Genomic DNA, 15,204 nt, shown 5'->3' with positions numbered 1-15,204 from the left:
CCATGGCCGCTTGCCCTGCCCTCGCCTCCGGCGACGCCTTCCTCGGCAGTCTCCTCGGCCATATCGACTGTCAGGCGCGCGGCCTTGGCGCGGCCGGCTATCAGGCGCTGTCGGACCCGGGCTCGGGCCTGGCCGTTGTTCTCACCGGCCTGCTGACTCTCTTCGTGGCGCTGATCGGTCTGCGTATGGCCCTCGGCCGGCCGCCGACCCGCGCGGGCCTGGTCATGGCCGTCGTTCGCATCGGCGTCGTGCTGGCGCTGGCGACGAGCTGGTCCGCCTATCGCACCCTCGTTTATGACGTCGTGATCGATGGTCCGGCGGAACTGACCCAGGCCATCGCCGCTCCGGTCGGACTTCCCGGCGCCCAGGGCGATCTCGTGGCCCGCCTGCAGCGTGTCGATGCGGCCATTGTTCGCCTCACCGACCTCGGCACCGGCCGGGAGCCGAACGCCGCCCTGCCCGCGAGCGAACCGGGCGGCGCGCCGCGCCGGTTTCCGGTCAGTGACGATCCGGCCTTTGGCTGGGCGCGGGTGATCTTCCTGGGGGGGATCATCTCCGCCGTCTCCATCGTCCGCCTCACCGCGGGAACCCTCCTGGCGCTCACCCCGCTGTTCGCGGGCCTTCTGCTGTTGCCTCCGGCGCGCGCCCTTGTCGCGGGCTGGGCCAGAACCCTGGCTTTCTGCGTTCTCGGCTCGGTGATCACCGCCGTCATTCTGGGCGTCGAGCTCGCCTTGCTCGAGCCCTGGCTGGCCCAGGTCCTGCAGCTCCGGTCGAGCGGCGCCCTGGCCGCCTCCGCCCCCGTGGAGCTGCTCGTGCTGTGCGGGGCTTTCAGCCTGTGCCTGTTCGGCAGCCTGTTCATTCTGCTCTGGCTCGCTTTCACCGTGCACCTGCCGGCCTGGCCGGCTGTGCGGATGCCGGACACGACGTCCGACGTTTTTCACGGGCCGCACCGCGCGCCCGATGTCCCACCCGCCGCCGCTGCTTCGCCGACTGCAACTCCGCGGGGCGCCGAGCGACCGGCCCCGCGCGCGGCCGCTATCGCCGACAGCTTGATGGCCGCGCAGCGACGGGAGGCCGGTCCCGCGCGGGCGGACGCCGCCGCGCCGCCGCCGCGCGGCGACCGATCAACGGAAACCTCGGCGGTCGCTCCAGCGGGCGCTGGCGTCCGCCGGGCCAAACCCAGACAATCGCTCGCCGCCGCCTATCGGGATAGCCGCTCATGAAGAAGCCCAGTCGAGAGGCCCTGACCGCCTACTACCGGGAAGCCGGCAGCTGGGCCGCCGATCAGTCCGCCCAGCTTCGCAAGTCCCGACGCACCGCCTGGATCGTCGCCGGCGCCGCCGCGACCGTCGCCGTGGTCGAAGGCCTGGCCCTGCTCGCGCTGACGCCCCTGAAGACGGTGGAGCCCTATACCCTCCTCGTCGACCGCACGACGGGCTACGTCGAGGCTCTCGCGCCGCTGGCCGCCGACCAGATCACGCCGGACCAGGCCCTGATTCAGTCGATGCTGGCCCAGTATGTGCTCGCGCGCGAGGGGTATGACCGCGCCACCCTCCAGACGGACTATCGCCGGGTGGGCCTGTGGTCGGCCGAGCAGGCGCGCGCGGACTACCTCGCCCTCATGCAGCCCTCCAACCTGGACAGCCCGCTGACGCGCTATCCGGACGCCACGGTGATCCAGACCCGAGTCAAGAGCGTCTCTCCGCTCGATGGACAATCCGCCCTGGTGCGCTTCGAGACCGTGCGCCGGGACTCCGGCGGGACCGCGCAGCCGCCGATGCCGTGGGTCACGGTCGTCCGGTATCGTTTCTCCGGAGAGCCGATGGCGGTCGAGGACCGCTACCTCAATCCCTTGGGTTTCCAGGTGATCTCCTATCGCCGGGACGCCGAGGCACCGGAGCCCGCGCTTTCCGCGGAGTCGGCGCCCATCGAGGCCGCTCCGCTGGACGCCGGTTCCGCCGCGGAAGACGCCCCCCAATGATGCGCTCCGCCCTCCCGCCGTCAGTCCATCTCCTGATCGCCCTGATCGTCCCGATGCTGGCTGTCGCTGCACCGGCCTCAGCGCAGACCGCCGTCCGCCCGCCGGTCCCGGCGACCGCGGCCGAGCCCGCCGATCCCCGCTTGCCGGTCATCCCCTACGACCCGTCCCGGGTCGTGCCGTTGCGCGCCGCCCTGAACCACCAGGTCACCGTCGTCTTCGCCCCCGGTGAAGGCGTCGATACCGTGGCCATCGGCGACAGCGACGGCTGGGAAGCGACCCTGAACCAGAGAGGCGACGCCCTGGTCCTCAAGCCGCTTCGCGCCGGCGGTCCCACCAATATGACGATCCTCACGGACGCGCGCGTCTATACCTTCCTGCTCACGACGACGGGCGCGCCGATGCCGGATACGCCATTCGTCATCCGCTTCCAGTATCCGGACGACGCGGGTGCGCCGCCTCCGGCGCCGCCTGGCCGCTGGCGGATCGGCGGCGCCAGCGCCGTCCGTCCGGCGGCTGTCCGCGATGATGGCCGCCGCACCTATCTCGAATGGCGCCCCGACCAAGCCATTCCCGCCATCTTCAGCGTCGACGACCGGGGCCGCGAGACCCTGCTCGACGTCCAGGTTCGGGACGGCGCCTCCGTGCTCCATGCCGTCCCCGGCAAGCTTCTGTTCCGGCTCGACGGGCAGACCGCTCGGGCTGACCGTCGGCTGGACAGGTCCCGCCGATGACGCCGCGCGAGCCCCAACGGCCCGACGCGGTCCCCGATGACATGCGCCCGATCGTAGCCCGGTCCGGGGGGCAGCTGCCGCTGGCGCTGCTGTTCGGCGGCGTGGCTCTGGGCGGCGTCGTGCTGTTTCTCGCACTCGACGATCAGAGGCGCGCCGCCAGCGCGCCCGCCGCGCCGCTCGGCGCCGCCGGCGTCTCCTCTTCAGCCGCCCTGCCGCCCCTGCCCCCGCTTTTCATCCCCGGACCCCCGCCGCCGGCCCCCGCGCCGCCCAGTCTCGTGCCGGCGCCGCCCGCGCCTACGCCCGCGCCCCCGCCCCCGCCGCCCCCAGCTCCGCCGCCAGCCCCCGGGCCGCGCGAGGGGGTCTACACGCCACGACCGCCGCCCCCGCCGCCGATGACCTATGCGCCGCAGCCCGCCTACGCCCCGCAGCCGGCCTTCGCCCCGGCGCAGTCGCGCGGCGGCGGGGCGGCCCTGGTCATTGACGGCGGCCGCCCCGCCGGCGCCCGCGATCCGGCCCAACCGGAGGCCGGCGCCCCTGGTTCGGCGAGTCGGCTGTCGCGCCGCGGCTCCACCCTCGCCCAGGGCACGCTCGTGCCCGCCGTGCTGGAGACGGCGCTGGATTCCACGCGCCCCGGCCTGGTGCGGGCGATCGTCTCGAATGACGTGACCGGGTTTGATGGACGCACGGTCCTGATCCCGCGTGGATCCCGGCTGTTCGGCGAGTACCAGGCCGACCTCGCTCCGGGGCAGAACAGGGCCTTCGTCATGTGGACCCGACTGGTCCGTCCCGATGGGGTCACCGTGTCTCTGGCCTCCCCCGCCGCCGACGCTCAAGGCCGGGCGGGCATCCCGGGCCGTGTCGACAACCATTTCTTCGAACGCTTCGCCTCGGCGCTGGTGCAGACCACCCTCAACGTCGGCGGCGCCGCCATCGGCCGCTCCATCGGGGATAGTCCCGTCGTGGTGGCCTTGCCCGGCTCCAGCACGGGCGGGACCAGCTCGACCGCGTCGCGGGACATCCGCCCAACCCTGCATGTGCCGCCGGGTCAGCGGGTCTCGGTCTTCATCGCTCAGGACCTGGAACTGCCGCCGGCGCGGTCGCGATGACGGGACCCGCCGCCGGCGTTTATCTGTCGAGCTATCTCGCGCCCCTGGCGCCGCTGCTCGCCCGCCCGGATGTCACGGACATCTACGTGAACCGGCCCGGCGAGATCTGGGCGGAAACTCTCGGCGGACGCCTGGAGCAGCACTGGGCCGCCAGCCTGACCGATGCGGTCCTGGATCGGCTGGCCCGCCAGATCGCCGCGATCTCCCACCAGGGCGTCAATCGCGAGCATCCGATCCTGTCCGCCAGCCTGCCGGGCGGCGAGCGGATCCAGATCGTGATCCCACCCGCCGCGCGCGCCGGCGTGGCCTTGGCCATCCGCCGCAACGTCAGCGCCGATCTCGGCCTGGCCGACTACGCCGCCGCCGGCGCCTTCGACGCCGTCGCCAGCGGCCAGACATCCCGGGACGCCGAGATCAACGCGCGGCTGAAGATGCATCTGGAGGCGGGGGACCATGCCGGCCTGCTGTCGGACGCCGTGAAAAGCCGCCGGAACATCCTGATCTCCGGCGGCACCTCGACCGGCAAGACGACCTTCCTCAACGCCCTCATCCGGGAGATTCCGGAAGACGAACGGCTGATCTTCATCGAGGACACCCCCGAGCTGCAGATGAGCCATGCCAACGCGGTCGGCCTTATCGCCTCGCGCAGCGCGCTGGGCGAGGCGTCGGTCACGGCCGAGGACCTGCTCAACGCCTCCCTGCGCATGCGGCCTGACCGCATTCTGCTGGGCGAGCTTCGCGGTCCGGAAGCCTTCACCTTCCTGCGCGCGGTCAACACCGGCCACCCGGGCTCCATGACCACGGTCCACGCGGATACGCCCGAGCGCGCCATCGAACAGCTCGCGCTGCTCGTCCTTCAGGGCGGCGCCCGGCTCAGGCGTGAGGATATCCTGTACTATGTGCGCTCGACCGTGGACGTCTACGTTCAGCTGGCTCGTGTGAACGGGCGGCGGCACGTCTCCGAAATCCGCCTCGCGGACGGCACGGCGACGGTCGACGCGAGCCCCGCTCTTTACGCCTAGCCCGATCGCCCCGAGCGATCCTGCAGGCGGGCCGCGAGACTTGAGGTGTCCCAGCGCGCGCCGCCCAGGGCCTGCACTTCGGAATAGAATTGATCGACCAAGGCCGTGAGCGCCAGATGGCTGCCGTTGGCGCGGGCTTCGTCCAGGACCAGGCCCAGATCCTTGCGCATCCAGTCGACGGCGAAGCCGAACTCGAACTCGCCTTTGGCCATGGTCTTCCAGCGGTTGTCCATCTGCCAGGACTGGGCCGCGCCCTTGGACACGGCGTCATAGACGGCGTCGGTGTCCAGGCCCGCGCGCTCGGCGAAATGGACGGCCTCGGCCAGACCCTGGACGACGCCGGCGATGCAGATCTGGTTGACCATCTTGGTCAGCTGGCCCGCGCCGGACGGCCCCATGTGCTTGATCGCCTTCGAATAGGCCATCAGCGCCGGCTCGACGCGCGACAGCGCCCCGGAGTCACCGCCGGCCATGACGCTGAGCTGGCCGTTCTCGGCGCCGGCCTGGCCGCCGGACACGGGGGCGTCGATGAAGAAGGCCCCCTGCCCCGCCGCAAGATCCGACATCTCGCGGGCCACCTTGGCCGAAGTCGTGGTGTGGTCGACGATGACCGCGCCTCTGGCCAGATGCGGCAGGGCCTCGGTCACCACCTGCCGCACGTCGTCGTCATTGCCGACGCACAGCACGAACAGTTCGGCGCCCGCTGCGGCTTCGGCCACCGTGGCGGCGAAGGTCCCGCCGTGGGCGTCCGCCCAGATCCGCGCCTTGTCGGGTGAGCGGTTGTAGCCGGCCACCGTGTGCCCCGCGGCGACCAGATGGCGCGCCATCGGCCCGCCCATGACGCCCAGGCCTGCGAAACCGGTCTTCATTCGTCTGCTCCAAGGGATCCGTAGCGGCCGCGCCAGAACGTCAGGGCGTCGCCGTCCGAGGCGGAAAAGGCCTCGACCCGGCCGATGACGACCATGTGGTCGCCCATCTGGATGCGGTCATGCACGGTGCATTCGAACCGGGCCAGCGCCTCCGGCAGGCATGGCGGACCGTCCGGGCGGCGCTCGAACTCGCCGGGTTCCAGCAGGGCGACGCCCCGGGCGAAGCGCGCGGCTGTCTCCCGGTCGGTGGCGGGCAGGACGTGGACGGCGAATCGCTCGGCGGCGGCGAACACCGGCCAGCGTTCCGAACGCTCATCGATGCACCACAACAGCAGGCGCGGCTCCAGCGACACCGAGGTGAACGAGTTGATGGTCAGGCCCAGCGGTCCCTGCGGGCTGTCGGCGGTGACCACGCAGACGCCGGTGGCGAACGCGCCCAGCGCCCGGCGATAGGCCAGGGTTTCGTCGGTCGGGTGTTCCGGAGGCGGTTCAAGCGTCACGCCCCCGACCTAGGGGGCCGCGCCCGGCAAAACAAGCGCCGTCTGGGCAAGGCGCCGTATGGGAAACGTCGCCTTAACCCTGTTGCTTCAAACCTCGATCAGTTTCGCCGGTTGAGGCCCGTATTCCATGTCCATGAGCGATCGTCCGATCCTCATCAAGAAGATCAAGAAGGGTGGCCACGGCGGCCACCACGGCGGCGCGTGGAAAGTCGCCTACGCCGACTTCGTGACCGCGATGATGGCCTTCTTCCTGCTGATGTGGCTGATCAACACGACCGATCCCGAGCAGAAGCGCGGCATCGCCGAGTACTTCGCCCCCGCCAGCGTGTCGGCGACGACCTCGGGCTCGGGCGGCATTCTGGGCGGAACGTCGCTGGGCGATGACGGGGCCAAATCGTCGGGCTCCAACTCGGTCATCACCCAGCTGGCGCCGGAAGCGCCGCAGGATCAGGCCGAGCAGGCCGGCCAGAGCTCGGACCTGACCGGGGCCAGCGAGGCGCAGCTGCGCGAGGAGATCGCCCGCCGCGAGGCCGCCGACTTCGCCTCGGCCGCCGAATCCCTGCGTCAGGCCATGCAGTCGATGCCGGAACTGGCGGAGCTGTCGAAACAGCTGATCATCGACCAGACGCCGGAGGGCCTGCGTATCCAGCTGGTCGACCAGGAAGGCCGCTCGATGTTCGAGCAGAACTCCTCGCGCCCGAACGCCCGCGCTCAGGTCCTGCTGCGCGCCATCGCCCGGGTCATCAACCAGTTGCCCAATCGCATCTCGATCACCGGCCACACCTCGGCCGCGCCGGGGTCCAACCGGGCGACCGGTCCGAACGACTGGACCCTGTCGGCCGAGCGGGCCAACGCCTCGCGGCTGGTGTTGCAGGCGGCGGGCGTCGATCCGGATCGGGTCTACCAGGTCTCGGGCAAGGCGGGTTCGGATCCGCTCTACCCCGACGATCCGACCTTGGCGGGCAATCGCCGGATCGCCATCGTGCTGCTGCGCGAGGCGCCGGTCCTGCCCACGGACACCAGCCTGTGACCGCCCGCCCGTCACGACCGGTTCGGGTGACGGGCGAACGGGCTTGCGCTGCGCTGCAACACGGGGCCAAATCCCGTTATGGACAGGTCGCCCGAATTCGGACCGGATTGGATGCGGACCTAGACGCGTGACCCGGTTCGTTCCCCAGCGCCAGCTTCGCTTCTACATGACCTCGGTCGCGCCGTGCCCCTATCTGCCGGGCCAGACCGAGCGGAAGGTGTTCGCCAACCTGCCGTTCAGCGAGGGCGCTCACGTCAATGACGAGCTGACCCAGGCCGGTTTCCGCCGCAGCCAGAACATCGCCTACCGTCCCGCCTGCGAGACCTGTGACGCCTGTGTCTCCGTACGCGTGCCGGTGGCCGAGTTCGCCTTCTCGCGCTCGCAGCGTCGGGTGCTGAAACGTAATGAGACCCTGTCGCGCGACCTCGTCGAGGCCGAGGCGACGGCTGAACAGTTCGACCTGCTGCGCCGCTATCTCGCCGCCCGCCATGCCGAGGGCGGCATGAACGGCATGGGCTGGGCCGACTATGTGGCCATGGTCGAGGACACGGCCGTGCGCACCCATGTCATCGAATACCGGACGCCCTCCTCCGACGGCGGGCCGGGCGATCTGGTAGGGGTCTGCCTGACCGACCTGCTCTCCGACGGTCTGTCGATGGTCTACAGCTTCTTCGATCCGACGCTGGAGGACCGCAGTCCGGGCCGGTTCGCCATCCTGGATCACATCCGGCAGGCGGCGTCCGTAAGGCTGCCGTACGTCTACCTCGGCTACTGGGTCCGCGGATCGCAGAAGATGGACTACAAGGCCGGCTTCCGGCCGATGGAACAGCTGACCCGGCTGGGCTGGGAACGGCTGACCGACGAGGCCGTCAAACCTTCCGCAGGCGAACCGGGGAACGATCGCCCCGCCTGATGACGCCCTTGGCCTCCAGATCCAGCTGGACGCATTTCGCCCACCAGCCCGCCGTGGCGCCGCCGGGGAAGAGATCCTGCGGCAGGTCGCCCTTGATTGCGGAAAGGATCTCCGCCGGCGTCGCGCCGGGCTCGCTTGCGGGCACGACCTTCAAATAGGCGGTCCGCATCGCCTCATACTTGTCGGCGTCGACAGACTGGACCGAGCCGGGGCTGGTGAAATTCTCGACCTCGATCTTCCTCTTCGCCATCGACGGCTCCAGTTCAGGTGATGGGGACCGAGGTGCTTGCGGAGAAGGATGAGCCATAGGCCTCCTCATCCGCCCAGGGGCCGGGATCGCGCCCTCCTCCGAACCGGATCAGAGCGTCGATGCGTTTCTGGATCGGCGGGTGGCTGGCGAACATGCCCTCCAGCCCGACGCCGTCCGGCTGGTTGTCCAGGAAGAGCTGCTGCAACTCGTCCGGCCCTTTCAGGCTGGAGCGGCCCTCGACCTTGCGCAGGGCCGAGATCATGGCGTCAGGGTTCTTGGTCAACTCGACCGCGCCGGCGTCGGCCACATATTCGCGGGTCCGCGACAACATCATGCGGATGACGATGGCCAGGACGAAGCCCACCACGGCGAAGGCGATGCCGATCAGGATCAGCGGCATGGCGTTCTTGTTGTCCTCCCGCCGCCGTCCGCCGCCCGAATAGAGCAAGGCCCGGAAGACCAGTTCGGCCAGCACGCTGATGATCCCCGCGAAGATCGAGGCGATCACCATGGTCCGCACGTCCTTGTTGATGACGTGGGTCAGCTCGTGAGCCAGCACGGCCTCCAGCTCGTCGCGGGTCAGGCTCTGCACCAGTCCGCGCGTGACGGTGATGCTGTACTGCCCCTCGTGCAGGCCGGTGGCGAAGGCGTTCAGGCTGTCGTTGTCGATGACCCGCAGCGTGGGCGTGCGCAGGCCGCGCGAGATCGCCAGATTCTCAAGCAGATTATAGAGTTCCGGCTCAGTCCTGCGTTCGACCTTTCGCGCGCCGGTCAGCATGTCGACCATGGTCTGGCTGCCGAAATAGGCAATGGCGAACCAGACGGCGGCGACGACGAGGGCGAGCGGAATGGTCGCCCCCAGCCAGGAGGCGGCCAGGGCCATGTCGTCGCCCAGCGCCTTGCCGGAGCCCGGCAGGACACCCAGCCCCATGAGGATGAGCTGGATGCCGTAGATGATGCCGATCAGCAGGATGGGGAAGGTCACCAGCAGGATGACCGACCGCGTATTGTTCGCCCAGATGTGGGTCTGGAGCCCGACGGCGCCCATGATCGGTTCTTAGAACTTCACCTGCGGCGGGGCGGCGTTCATGGCGGCGCGGTCGCCCTCGCCCACGTCGAAGAAGGGCTTGTCCGAAGCGAAGCCGAACAGGCCGGCGAACAGGACGGTCGGGAACTGGCGGCGCACGGCGTTGAACTCGCTGACCGCGTTGTTGAAGAAGCGACGGGCGGCCGCCAGCTTGTTCTCGATGTCCGACAGTTCAGCCGACAGCTGCTGGAAGTTGGTGTTGGCCTTGAGGTCCGGATAGGCCTCGGACACGGCGAACAGGCGGCCCAGGGCGCCGGTCAGCATGTTCTCGGCCTGCACCTTGTCGTTGACCGAGGTGGCTCCGGCGGCGGCGGCGCGCGCCTGGGTCACGGCGTCCAGGGTGCCGCGCTCGTGGGTGGCGTAGCCTTTGACGGTCTCGACCAGGTTCGGGATCAGGTCCTGACGCTGCTTCAATTGCACGTCGATATCGGCGAACGACTGGTCCGCGCGCTGATCCAGGGCGACCAGCTTGTTGTAGCCGCCGACGACGACGAACAGCAGCACCAGAACGACGACGCCGATGATGATCCAGGTGATCATTGCATTCTCCAACCGGGCCAGGTCTCCGGCCCCTTCCAGACAGTATGAGGCCGAGGCCGAGGGCCGAATAGTGAAATCGGCGTCATCGGCTCACGCCTTCGTCGCATCCGCCGCGGCGAGGGCCTTGGCGACATAGCCGGGCACGGCGTCCGCATGGGCCGGGACGTGCCAGGTCGCGACCGCCTGCCCCGCGGCACGGGCCGCGAACCGGGCGACATCGGTCGAGGCGGAACGGGCGGCGGCGTGGGAGGCCAGCGACAGACGGCGGACCTCGGCCAGGTCCAGCGCCTGACGCCCTTCGGCCCAGGCGCGGATCGCTTCGAGGGCCGCCCTGGGGCGCCGATCATCGGGATGTTCGCGCTCGAACAGGGCGAGCACGGAATCGGCCTGGCGGGCGGCCTCGAGGGCCAGGGCGCGATGGGCGGGGGTCTCCCGCTGGACCGGCGCCCCGATCGTCACCGGAACTTGCGCATGCCCCGCGGCCCCTGACGGCCCGCCTGGGCGCGCTTGCCCAGCCAGTCCTTCCAGTCGGGCCAGTTGCGGCGGCGGCCGCCGCCGTCGGCCCATTCCGGTCCCTGTTCGGCGTTGAAGGTGGTGACGTCCACAAGGCCGCCCTGCTTGAAGCTTTGCAGCTTCACCCCCTTGCCGCGGCCCATCTCGGGCAGTTCGGCGACGGGGAAGATCAGGGCCTTGATGTTCTCGCCGATGGTGGCGACGTGGTCGCCGGTGACGCGCAGGGCCGCCAGCAGGTCGCCGTTCAGCACCTGCTTGCCGCCGCGCTTCTGGGCCAGCAGTTCGTCCTCGGGGGCCACGAAGCCGTAGCCGGCCTTGGACGCGATCAGCAGCTTGCCGCCCGGCTGGTGGGCCAGCAGGTTGATGATCTCGGCTTTCTCATCCAGTTCGATCATCAGGCGCAGCGGCTCGCCATGGCCGCGCCCTGACGCCAGCTTGTCGGCGCCGACCGTGAAGATGCGGCCGTCCGAGGCGGCGACCAGCAGCTTGTCGGTCGTGTACGACGGCACCAGGAAGGCGAGGCTGTCGCCCTCCTTGAACTTCAGCTCCGACGGATCATCCACCTTGCCCTTGGCGGCGCGGATCCAGCCGCGTTCCGACAGGATGACGGTGATCGCCTCGCGCGGAATGAAGGCCTCGACCGGCGCGAAGGCCGAGCTGTCGACGGCTTCGGCGATGGTGGTGCGGCGCGGTGAGATCAGCGCCTTGCGCACGGCCTCCAGGTCCTTGCCGACCTGCTTCCACTGCTTCGCCGGCGAAGACGACAGCGACTGCAGGTTGGCAAGTTCGTCCGCCAGTTCCTTGTATTCATTCTCGATCGCCATTTCCTCGATCCGCGCCAGCTGGCGCAGGCGGGTGTCGAGGATGTAGTCGGCCTGCATCTCGGACAGGCCGAAGCGCGCGATCAGGACGGCCTTGGGTTGCTCCTCCTCGCGGACGATGCGGATGACCTCGTCGAGGTTGAGGAAGACGATCCTCAGGCCTTCCAACAGGTGTAGTCGCTTCTCGACGCGCTCGATGCGCCATTGGGCGCGGCGGACCAGCACTTCGCGGCGGTGATCCAGGAAGGCCTGCAGGCAGGCTTTCAGACCCATCACGCGCGGGGTGTTGGTGGCGTCCAGCACGTTCATGTTGATCGGGAAGCGAACCTCCAAATCGGAAAGCTTGAACAGGCTTTCCATAAGAACTTCAGGCTCTACTGTCCGGGACTTCGGCTCGATGATGAGGCGAATGTCCTCCGCCGACTCGTCGCGCACATCGGCCAGCAGCGGGGCCTTCTTGTTCTCGATCAGGTCGGCGAGGTCGGCGATCAGCTTGGACTTCTGCACCTGATAGGGCATCTCGGTGACGACGATGCGCCAGACGCCGCGGCCCAGATCCTCGGTCTCCCAGCGGGCGCGCAGGCGAACGCCGCCTCGCCCGGTCTCATAGGCGTCCAGGATGGAGGCGTGGCCTTCGACCGCCACGCCGCCGGTCGGGAAGTCGGGCCCGGGCACGATCTGCACCAGTTCCTCGGTCGTCGCGTCCGGCCGCTCCAGCAGCAGGTGGCAGGCGTCGATCAGTTCGCCGACGTTGTGCGGCGGGATCGAGGTGGCCATGCCGACGGCGATGCCCGACGAGCCGTTGGCCAGCAGGTTGGGGAAGCCGGCGGGCAGGACGACCGGCTCTTCGTCCTGGTCGTCGTAGGTGGGGCGGAAGTCGACCGAGTCCTGGTCGATGCCCTCCATCAGCAGCACGGCGGCGGCGGTCAGCTTGCACTCGGTGTAGCGCATGGCCGCGGCGTTATCGCCGTCGATGTTGCCGAAATTGCCCTGGCCGTCGACCAGCGGATAGCGCTGGGCGAAGTCCTGGGCCAGGCGCACCAGGGCGTCATAGATCGAGGCGTCGCCGTGCGGGTGATAGGTGCCCATCACCTCGCCGACGACCTTGGCGCACTTCCGCGCCGCCGCCTGCGGGTTCAGGCGCATCTGGTGCATGGCGTACATGATGCGCCGGTGCACCGGCTTGAAGCCGTCGCGAACGTCCGGGAGGGCCCGGTTGGTGATGGTCGACAGGGCGTAGGCGAGATAGCGCTTGGACAGCGCCTCGCTCATCGGCTCATCGACGATGCGACCGCCTTCCGGCGGCGGGGTGTGAACGGTCATGGGGTCCGAATCGGCAATCTGAACCCATAAGTCTAGCGCAGCCGTGGGCTGGCGGGCGGGATCAGACGGCCTATCTGGGGATCAAAGGGAGTTTCACTGTGCAGACCGCCCTCACCCGCCGCCTGAACCTGCGCCGTCCGATCATCCAGGCGCCCATGGCCGGGACCTCGACGCCGGAGATGGCGGCCGCGGTGTCCAACGCCGGAGGGCTGGGCTCGATCGCGCTGGGCTCCATCGACGCCGACGAGGCGCGGCGGCAGATCGGGGCTGTGCGGGCGCTCACCGACGGTGCGTTCAACGTCAATCTGTTCTGCCACGATCCTGCGCCGGCGGATGAGGCGCGCAACGCCGCCTGGATCGATAGCCTGCGGCCGCTGTTCGCGGATTTCGGCGCTGTTCCGCCTGCCGGCCTCCGGAACATCTACCGTAGCTTCCGCGTCGACGACGCCATGCTGGCCATGCTGCTGGAGGAGCGGCCCGCGGTGGTCAGCTTCCACTTCGGCCTGCCGGACGGCGCGCGCATCGCCGCGCTGAAGGCCGCCGGTGCGGTGCTGCTGGCCACCGCCACCTCGCCGGAGGAGGGCCGCCGGGCCGCCGCGGCGGGCATCGACATGGTGGTGGCACAGGGCGTCGAGGCCGGCGGCCATCGCGGCGTCTTCGATCCGTCGGATGATCCCCGCCATGCCGCCCTGCCGCTGACCCGCCTGCTGGCGACGCAGCTCGCCGTTCCTGTCATCGCCGCGGGCGGGATCATGGACGGCGCGGGCGTCGCGGCGGCCTTGGCGCTCGGCGCGGCGGGGGCTCAGCTGGGCACCGCCTTCGTCGCCTGTCCGGAAAGCGCGGCCGGGCCTGCCTATCGCGCGGCGTTGGCGGGGCCGGATGCGGAACGTACCCAGGTCAGCGCAGTCATCTCCGGCCGGCCGGCGCGCGGGCTGGAGAACGCCTTCATGCGCCGGGCCGACGAAAGCGCGGTCGCGCCCTATCCGTTCGCCTATGACATCGGCAAGGCGCTGAACGCCGCCGCCACGGCGGCAGGCGACACAGGCTATATGCCCAACTGGGCGGGTCAGGGCGCGCCGATGAGCCGTTCGATGCCTGCCGGCGAGTTGCTGCAGATCCTGGCTACAGAACTCGAGGCGGCGATCGCGGGTCTCGGCCGCTAGAGCCGCCCCGCCTCGCGCAGCTTGTCGATCATCCACACCCGCGCGGGCGGCAGGGGCCGGTCCATGGGGTGGAAAACGAACTGTTCGAGGAAATGGCCGGTCAGATCGAAGCCGGCCCCGATATCGCCTTCGCCCAGTCCGGCTTGGGCTCCCAGCATGAAGGGCGGCAGTTTCAGCAGCTTGTCGGCGTAGGGCGCGCCCGCCTCGCGGCTGACGGCGCGGCCGGTGCGTGGGCTGACCCAGATCAGGTCGTCCATGCCGCCGGTCACGGCGCAGCGGCTGAGGTCGAGGCCAAAGCCCAGATCCTCAAGCAGCCCCGCCTCGAAGCGCACGAAGATCGCCGGCCAGACGTCGGGGATGGCGAAGGCCGACATCAGGGCCTCGAAGGCGAGGAAGGCGCCGGGGTGCGGCTCGCGTTCCGGCAGCGCGCCTTGCGCCACCGCAGCGGCGGCGGCCAGGCCCGTCAATGCCAGCGGGTCGTCGAACAGGGCGCTGGGTCCCTCGCCCACCGGCTCCAGCCGCGCCGAGCCCAGATGATCCGAGGTCCGGGCGCGCAGCTCCGCGACGACCCGGGCGCCCGGCTGCAGGAAGGGCTTCATCCGCCGCGAGGCTCCGCCGGCGACATAGGCGGCGCGCCGCCCCTGCCCCTCGGTCAGCAGGTCGACCACCACCCCGGTGTCGCCATGGGCGCGGGCGGAGAGGACGAAGGCGTCTTCGGTGGAGTCCATGCCCCACCTAGCCCGGAGAACGTCTGGGGAACAAGCGCCGTCAGTCGGTGGCTCGAACCGCCTCGACCACGGCGCGCGCGCGATCGTTCGGCACGGTGAAGCTGAGGACGTACTGCTCGATCTTCCAGCCGTCGTCGGTCAGGCGCAACACGCCCGAGCCGTGCGTCACGCCATAGCTGTCGTTGTCCAGCACCTCGTCGAACCAGGCGACGCAGCGGCAGTCGATGGGGGCGATGGTGATGACGCGACTCCGCGGCGTGTAAGTCCAGCCCTGACCTCGGGCGAAGTAGGGCTCCACATAGGCGCGGAACTCCGGCAGCGACCAGCGTTCGGTCGCATCGGTGCCGATGAAGCGGGCGTCCGGGGTGAACAGGTCGAAATAGACGGCCGTATCCGCCGCGGTCGAGGCGACGTTCAGCCGGTCCAGCACATGCCCGATCTCGGCTTCCGCGGACGGCGCCGGCGAGGGGGCGGCTTGCGGCGGCGCGGCGACGAGCATCAGGGCGGCGATCAAGGGCGTCATGGCGGGCTCCGTGCGGGTTCCCATTGGTAGGTCGGATTTTTAATTTAACCGAATGGTTGACAACGATCCCACTGAGGAGCATTTAACCTATCAGTTAGATACGA

General features: G+C 69.8%; 17 protein-coding genes. 8 read left to right on the top strand and 9 right to left on the bottom strand.

Features of this window, described 5'->3' with window-relative positions:
- The first annotated feature begins 2 nt into the window (after nt 1-2).
- The 5 genes from AC1RRF_RS06210 to virB11 are packed head-to-tail and all read left to right on the top strand — an operon-like array spanning nt 3 to nt 4,840.
- The gene (locus AC1RRF_RS06210; protein WP_492833581.1) at nt 3-1,223 is read left to right on the top strand and encodes a type IV secretion system protein; all 1,221 of its coding nucleotides are present in this window, start codon (nt 3-5) and stop codon (nt 1,221-1,223) included.
- Nucleotides 1,220-1,981 carry a VirB8 family type IV secretion system protein gene (locus tag AC1RRF_RS06205; protein ID WP_492833580.1) on the top strand — a complete coding sequence of 254 codons (762 nt, stop codon included), beginning with the start codon at nt 1,220-1,222 and terminating at the stop codon, nt 1,979-1,981. The genes AC1RRF_RS06210 and AC1RRF_RS06205 overlap by 4 nt, the downstream gene beginning before the upstream one ends.
- A complete protein-coding gene (locus AC1RRF_RS06200) occupies nt 1,981-2,712 on the top strand; it encodes a TrbG/VirB9 family P-type conjugative transfer protein (RefSeq protein ID WP_492833579.1) in 732 nt (243 codons plus the stop codon). Before AC1RRF_RS06205 ends, AC1RRF_RS06200 begins: the two co-directional genes overlap by 1 nt.
- Before the next feature lie 41 nt (nt 2,713-2,753).
- Nucleotides 2,754-3,818, top strand: a complete 1,065-nt coding sequence (locus AC1RRF_RS06195) for a TrbI/VirB10 family protein (RefSeq protein ID WP_492833578.1) — start codon at nt 2,754-2,756, stop codon at nt 3,816-3,818.
- Complete coding sequence (gene virB11, locus AC1RRF_RS06190; protein WP_492833577.1) at nt 3,815-4,840, top strand: P-type DNA transfer ATPase VirB11; 1,026 nt, start codon at nt 3,815-3,817, stop codon at nt 4,838-4,840. The genes AC1RRF_RS06195 and virB11 overlap by 4 nt, the downstream gene beginning before the upstream one ends.
- On the opposite strand, the gene AC1RRF_RS06185 is transcribed toward virB11, so the two are convergent.
- Nucleotides 4,837-5,709, bottom strand: coding sequence for an NAD(P)-dependent oxidoreductase (locus AC1RRF_RS06185; RefSeq protein ID WP_492833576.1), 873 nt, complete (start codon nt 5,707-5,709; stop codon nt 4,837-4,839). The two genes, virB11 and AC1RRF_RS06185, sit on opposite strands and share 4 nt — an antisense overlap.
- Nucleotides 5,706-6,209 carry a flavin reductase family protein gene (locus AC1RRF_RS06180; RefSeq protein WP_492833575.1) on the bottom strand — a complete coding sequence of 168 codons (504 nt, stop codon included), beginning with the start codon at nt 6,207-6,209 and terminating at the stop codon, nt 5,706-5,708. The genes AC1RRF_RS06185 and AC1RRF_RS06180 overlap by 4 nt, the downstream gene beginning before the upstream one ends.
- Before the next feature lie 127 nt (nt 6,210-6,336).
- Here AC1RRF_RS06180 and AC1RRF_RS06175 point away from each other — a divergent pair, with 127 nt between their 5' ends.
- Both AC1RRF_RS06175 and AC1RRF_RS06170 read left to right on the top strand, forming a co-directional pair.
- A complete protein-coding gene (locus AC1RRF_RS06175) occupies nt 6,337-7,239 on the top strand; it encodes a flagellar motor protein MotB (protein WP_492833574.1) in 903 nt (300 codons plus the stop codon).
- 127 nt (nt 7,240-7,366) lie between these two features.
- Nucleotides 7,367-8,152, top strand: coding sequence for an arginyltransferase (locus AC1RRF_RS06170; RefSeq protein ID WP_492833573.1), 786 nt, complete (start codon nt 7,367-7,369; stop codon nt 8,150-8,152).
- Here the strand turns inward: AC1RRF_RS06170 and AC1RRF_RS06165 are convergent.
- The 5 genes from AC1RRF_RS06165 to parC form a co-directional block, all read right to left on the bottom strand.
- Nucleotides 8,109-8,402, bottom strand: a complete 294-nt coding sequence (locus AC1RRF_RS06165; protein WP_492833572.1) for a DUF6958 family protein — start codon at nt 8,400-8,402, stop codon at nt 8,109-8,111. The two genes, AC1RRF_RS06170 and AC1RRF_RS06165, sit on opposite strands and share 44 nt — an antisense overlap.
- A gap of 13 nt (nt 8,403-8,415) precedes the next feature.
- Nucleotides 8,416-9,450: a M48 family metallopeptidase gene (locus tag AC1RRF_RS06160; RefSeq protein WP_492833571.1), complete on the bottom strand. Its 1,035-nt coding sequence runs from the start codon at nt 9,448-9,450 to the stop codon at nt 8,416-8,418.
- Nucleotides 9,451-9,459: 9 nt separating this feature from the next.
- A complete protein-coding gene (locus AC1RRF_RS06155; protein WP_492833570.1) occupies nt 9,460-10,029 on the bottom strand; it encodes a LemA family protein in 570 nt (189 codons plus the stop codon).
- Nucleotides 10,030-10,119: 90 nt separating this feature from the next.
- Complete coding sequence (locus AC1RRF_RS06150) at nt 10,120-10,488, bottom strand: putative immunity protein (protein ID WP_492833569.1); 369 nt, start codon at nt 10,486-10,488, stop codon at nt 10,120-10,122.
- Nucleotides 10,485-12,686, bottom strand: a complete 2,202-nt coding sequence (gene parC, locus AC1RRF_RS06145; RefSeq protein WP_492833568.1) for a DNA topoisomerase IV subunit A — start codon at nt 12,684-12,686, stop codon at nt 10,485-10,487. Before parC ends, AC1RRF_RS06150 begins: the two co-directional genes overlap by 4 nt.
- Nucleotides 12,687-12,784: 98 nt before the next feature.
- Between parC and AC1RRF_RS06140 the strand changes: the two genes are divergently transcribed.
- The gene (locus AC1RRF_RS06140; RefSeq protein WP_492833567.1) at nt 12,785-13,849 is read left to right on the top strand and encodes an NAD(P)H-dependent flavin oxidoreductase; all 1,065 of its coding nucleotides are present in this window, start codon (nt 12,785-12,787) and stop codon (nt 13,847-13,849) included.
- Here the strand turns inward: AC1RRF_RS06140 and recO are convergent.
- Both recO and AC1RRF_RS06130 read right to left on the bottom strand, forming a co-directional pair.
- Nucleotides 13,846-14,577: a DNA repair protein RecO gene (recO, locus tag AC1RRF_RS06135; RefSeq protein WP_492833566.1), complete on the bottom strand. Its 732-nt coding sequence runs from the start codon at nt 14,575-14,577 to the stop codon at nt 13,846-13,848. The two genes, AC1RRF_RS06140 and recO, sit on opposite strands and share 4 nt — an antisense overlap.
- Before the next feature lie 40 nt (nt 14,578-14,617).
- Nucleotides 14,618-15,100: a nuclear transport factor 2 family protein gene (locus tag AC1RRF_RS06130; RefSeq protein ID WP_492833565.1), complete on the bottom strand. Its 483-nt coding sequence runs from the start codon at nt 15,098-15,100 to the stop codon at nt 14,618-14,620.
- Nucleotides 15,101-15,204: the final 104 nt, after the last annotated feature.

Source organism: Brevundimonas sp. GW821-FHT12C05 (assembly GCF_058807475.1).
Note: the sequence above shows the minus strand (reverse complement) of the source record. Positions and strands in the feature narration are given on the sequence as shown.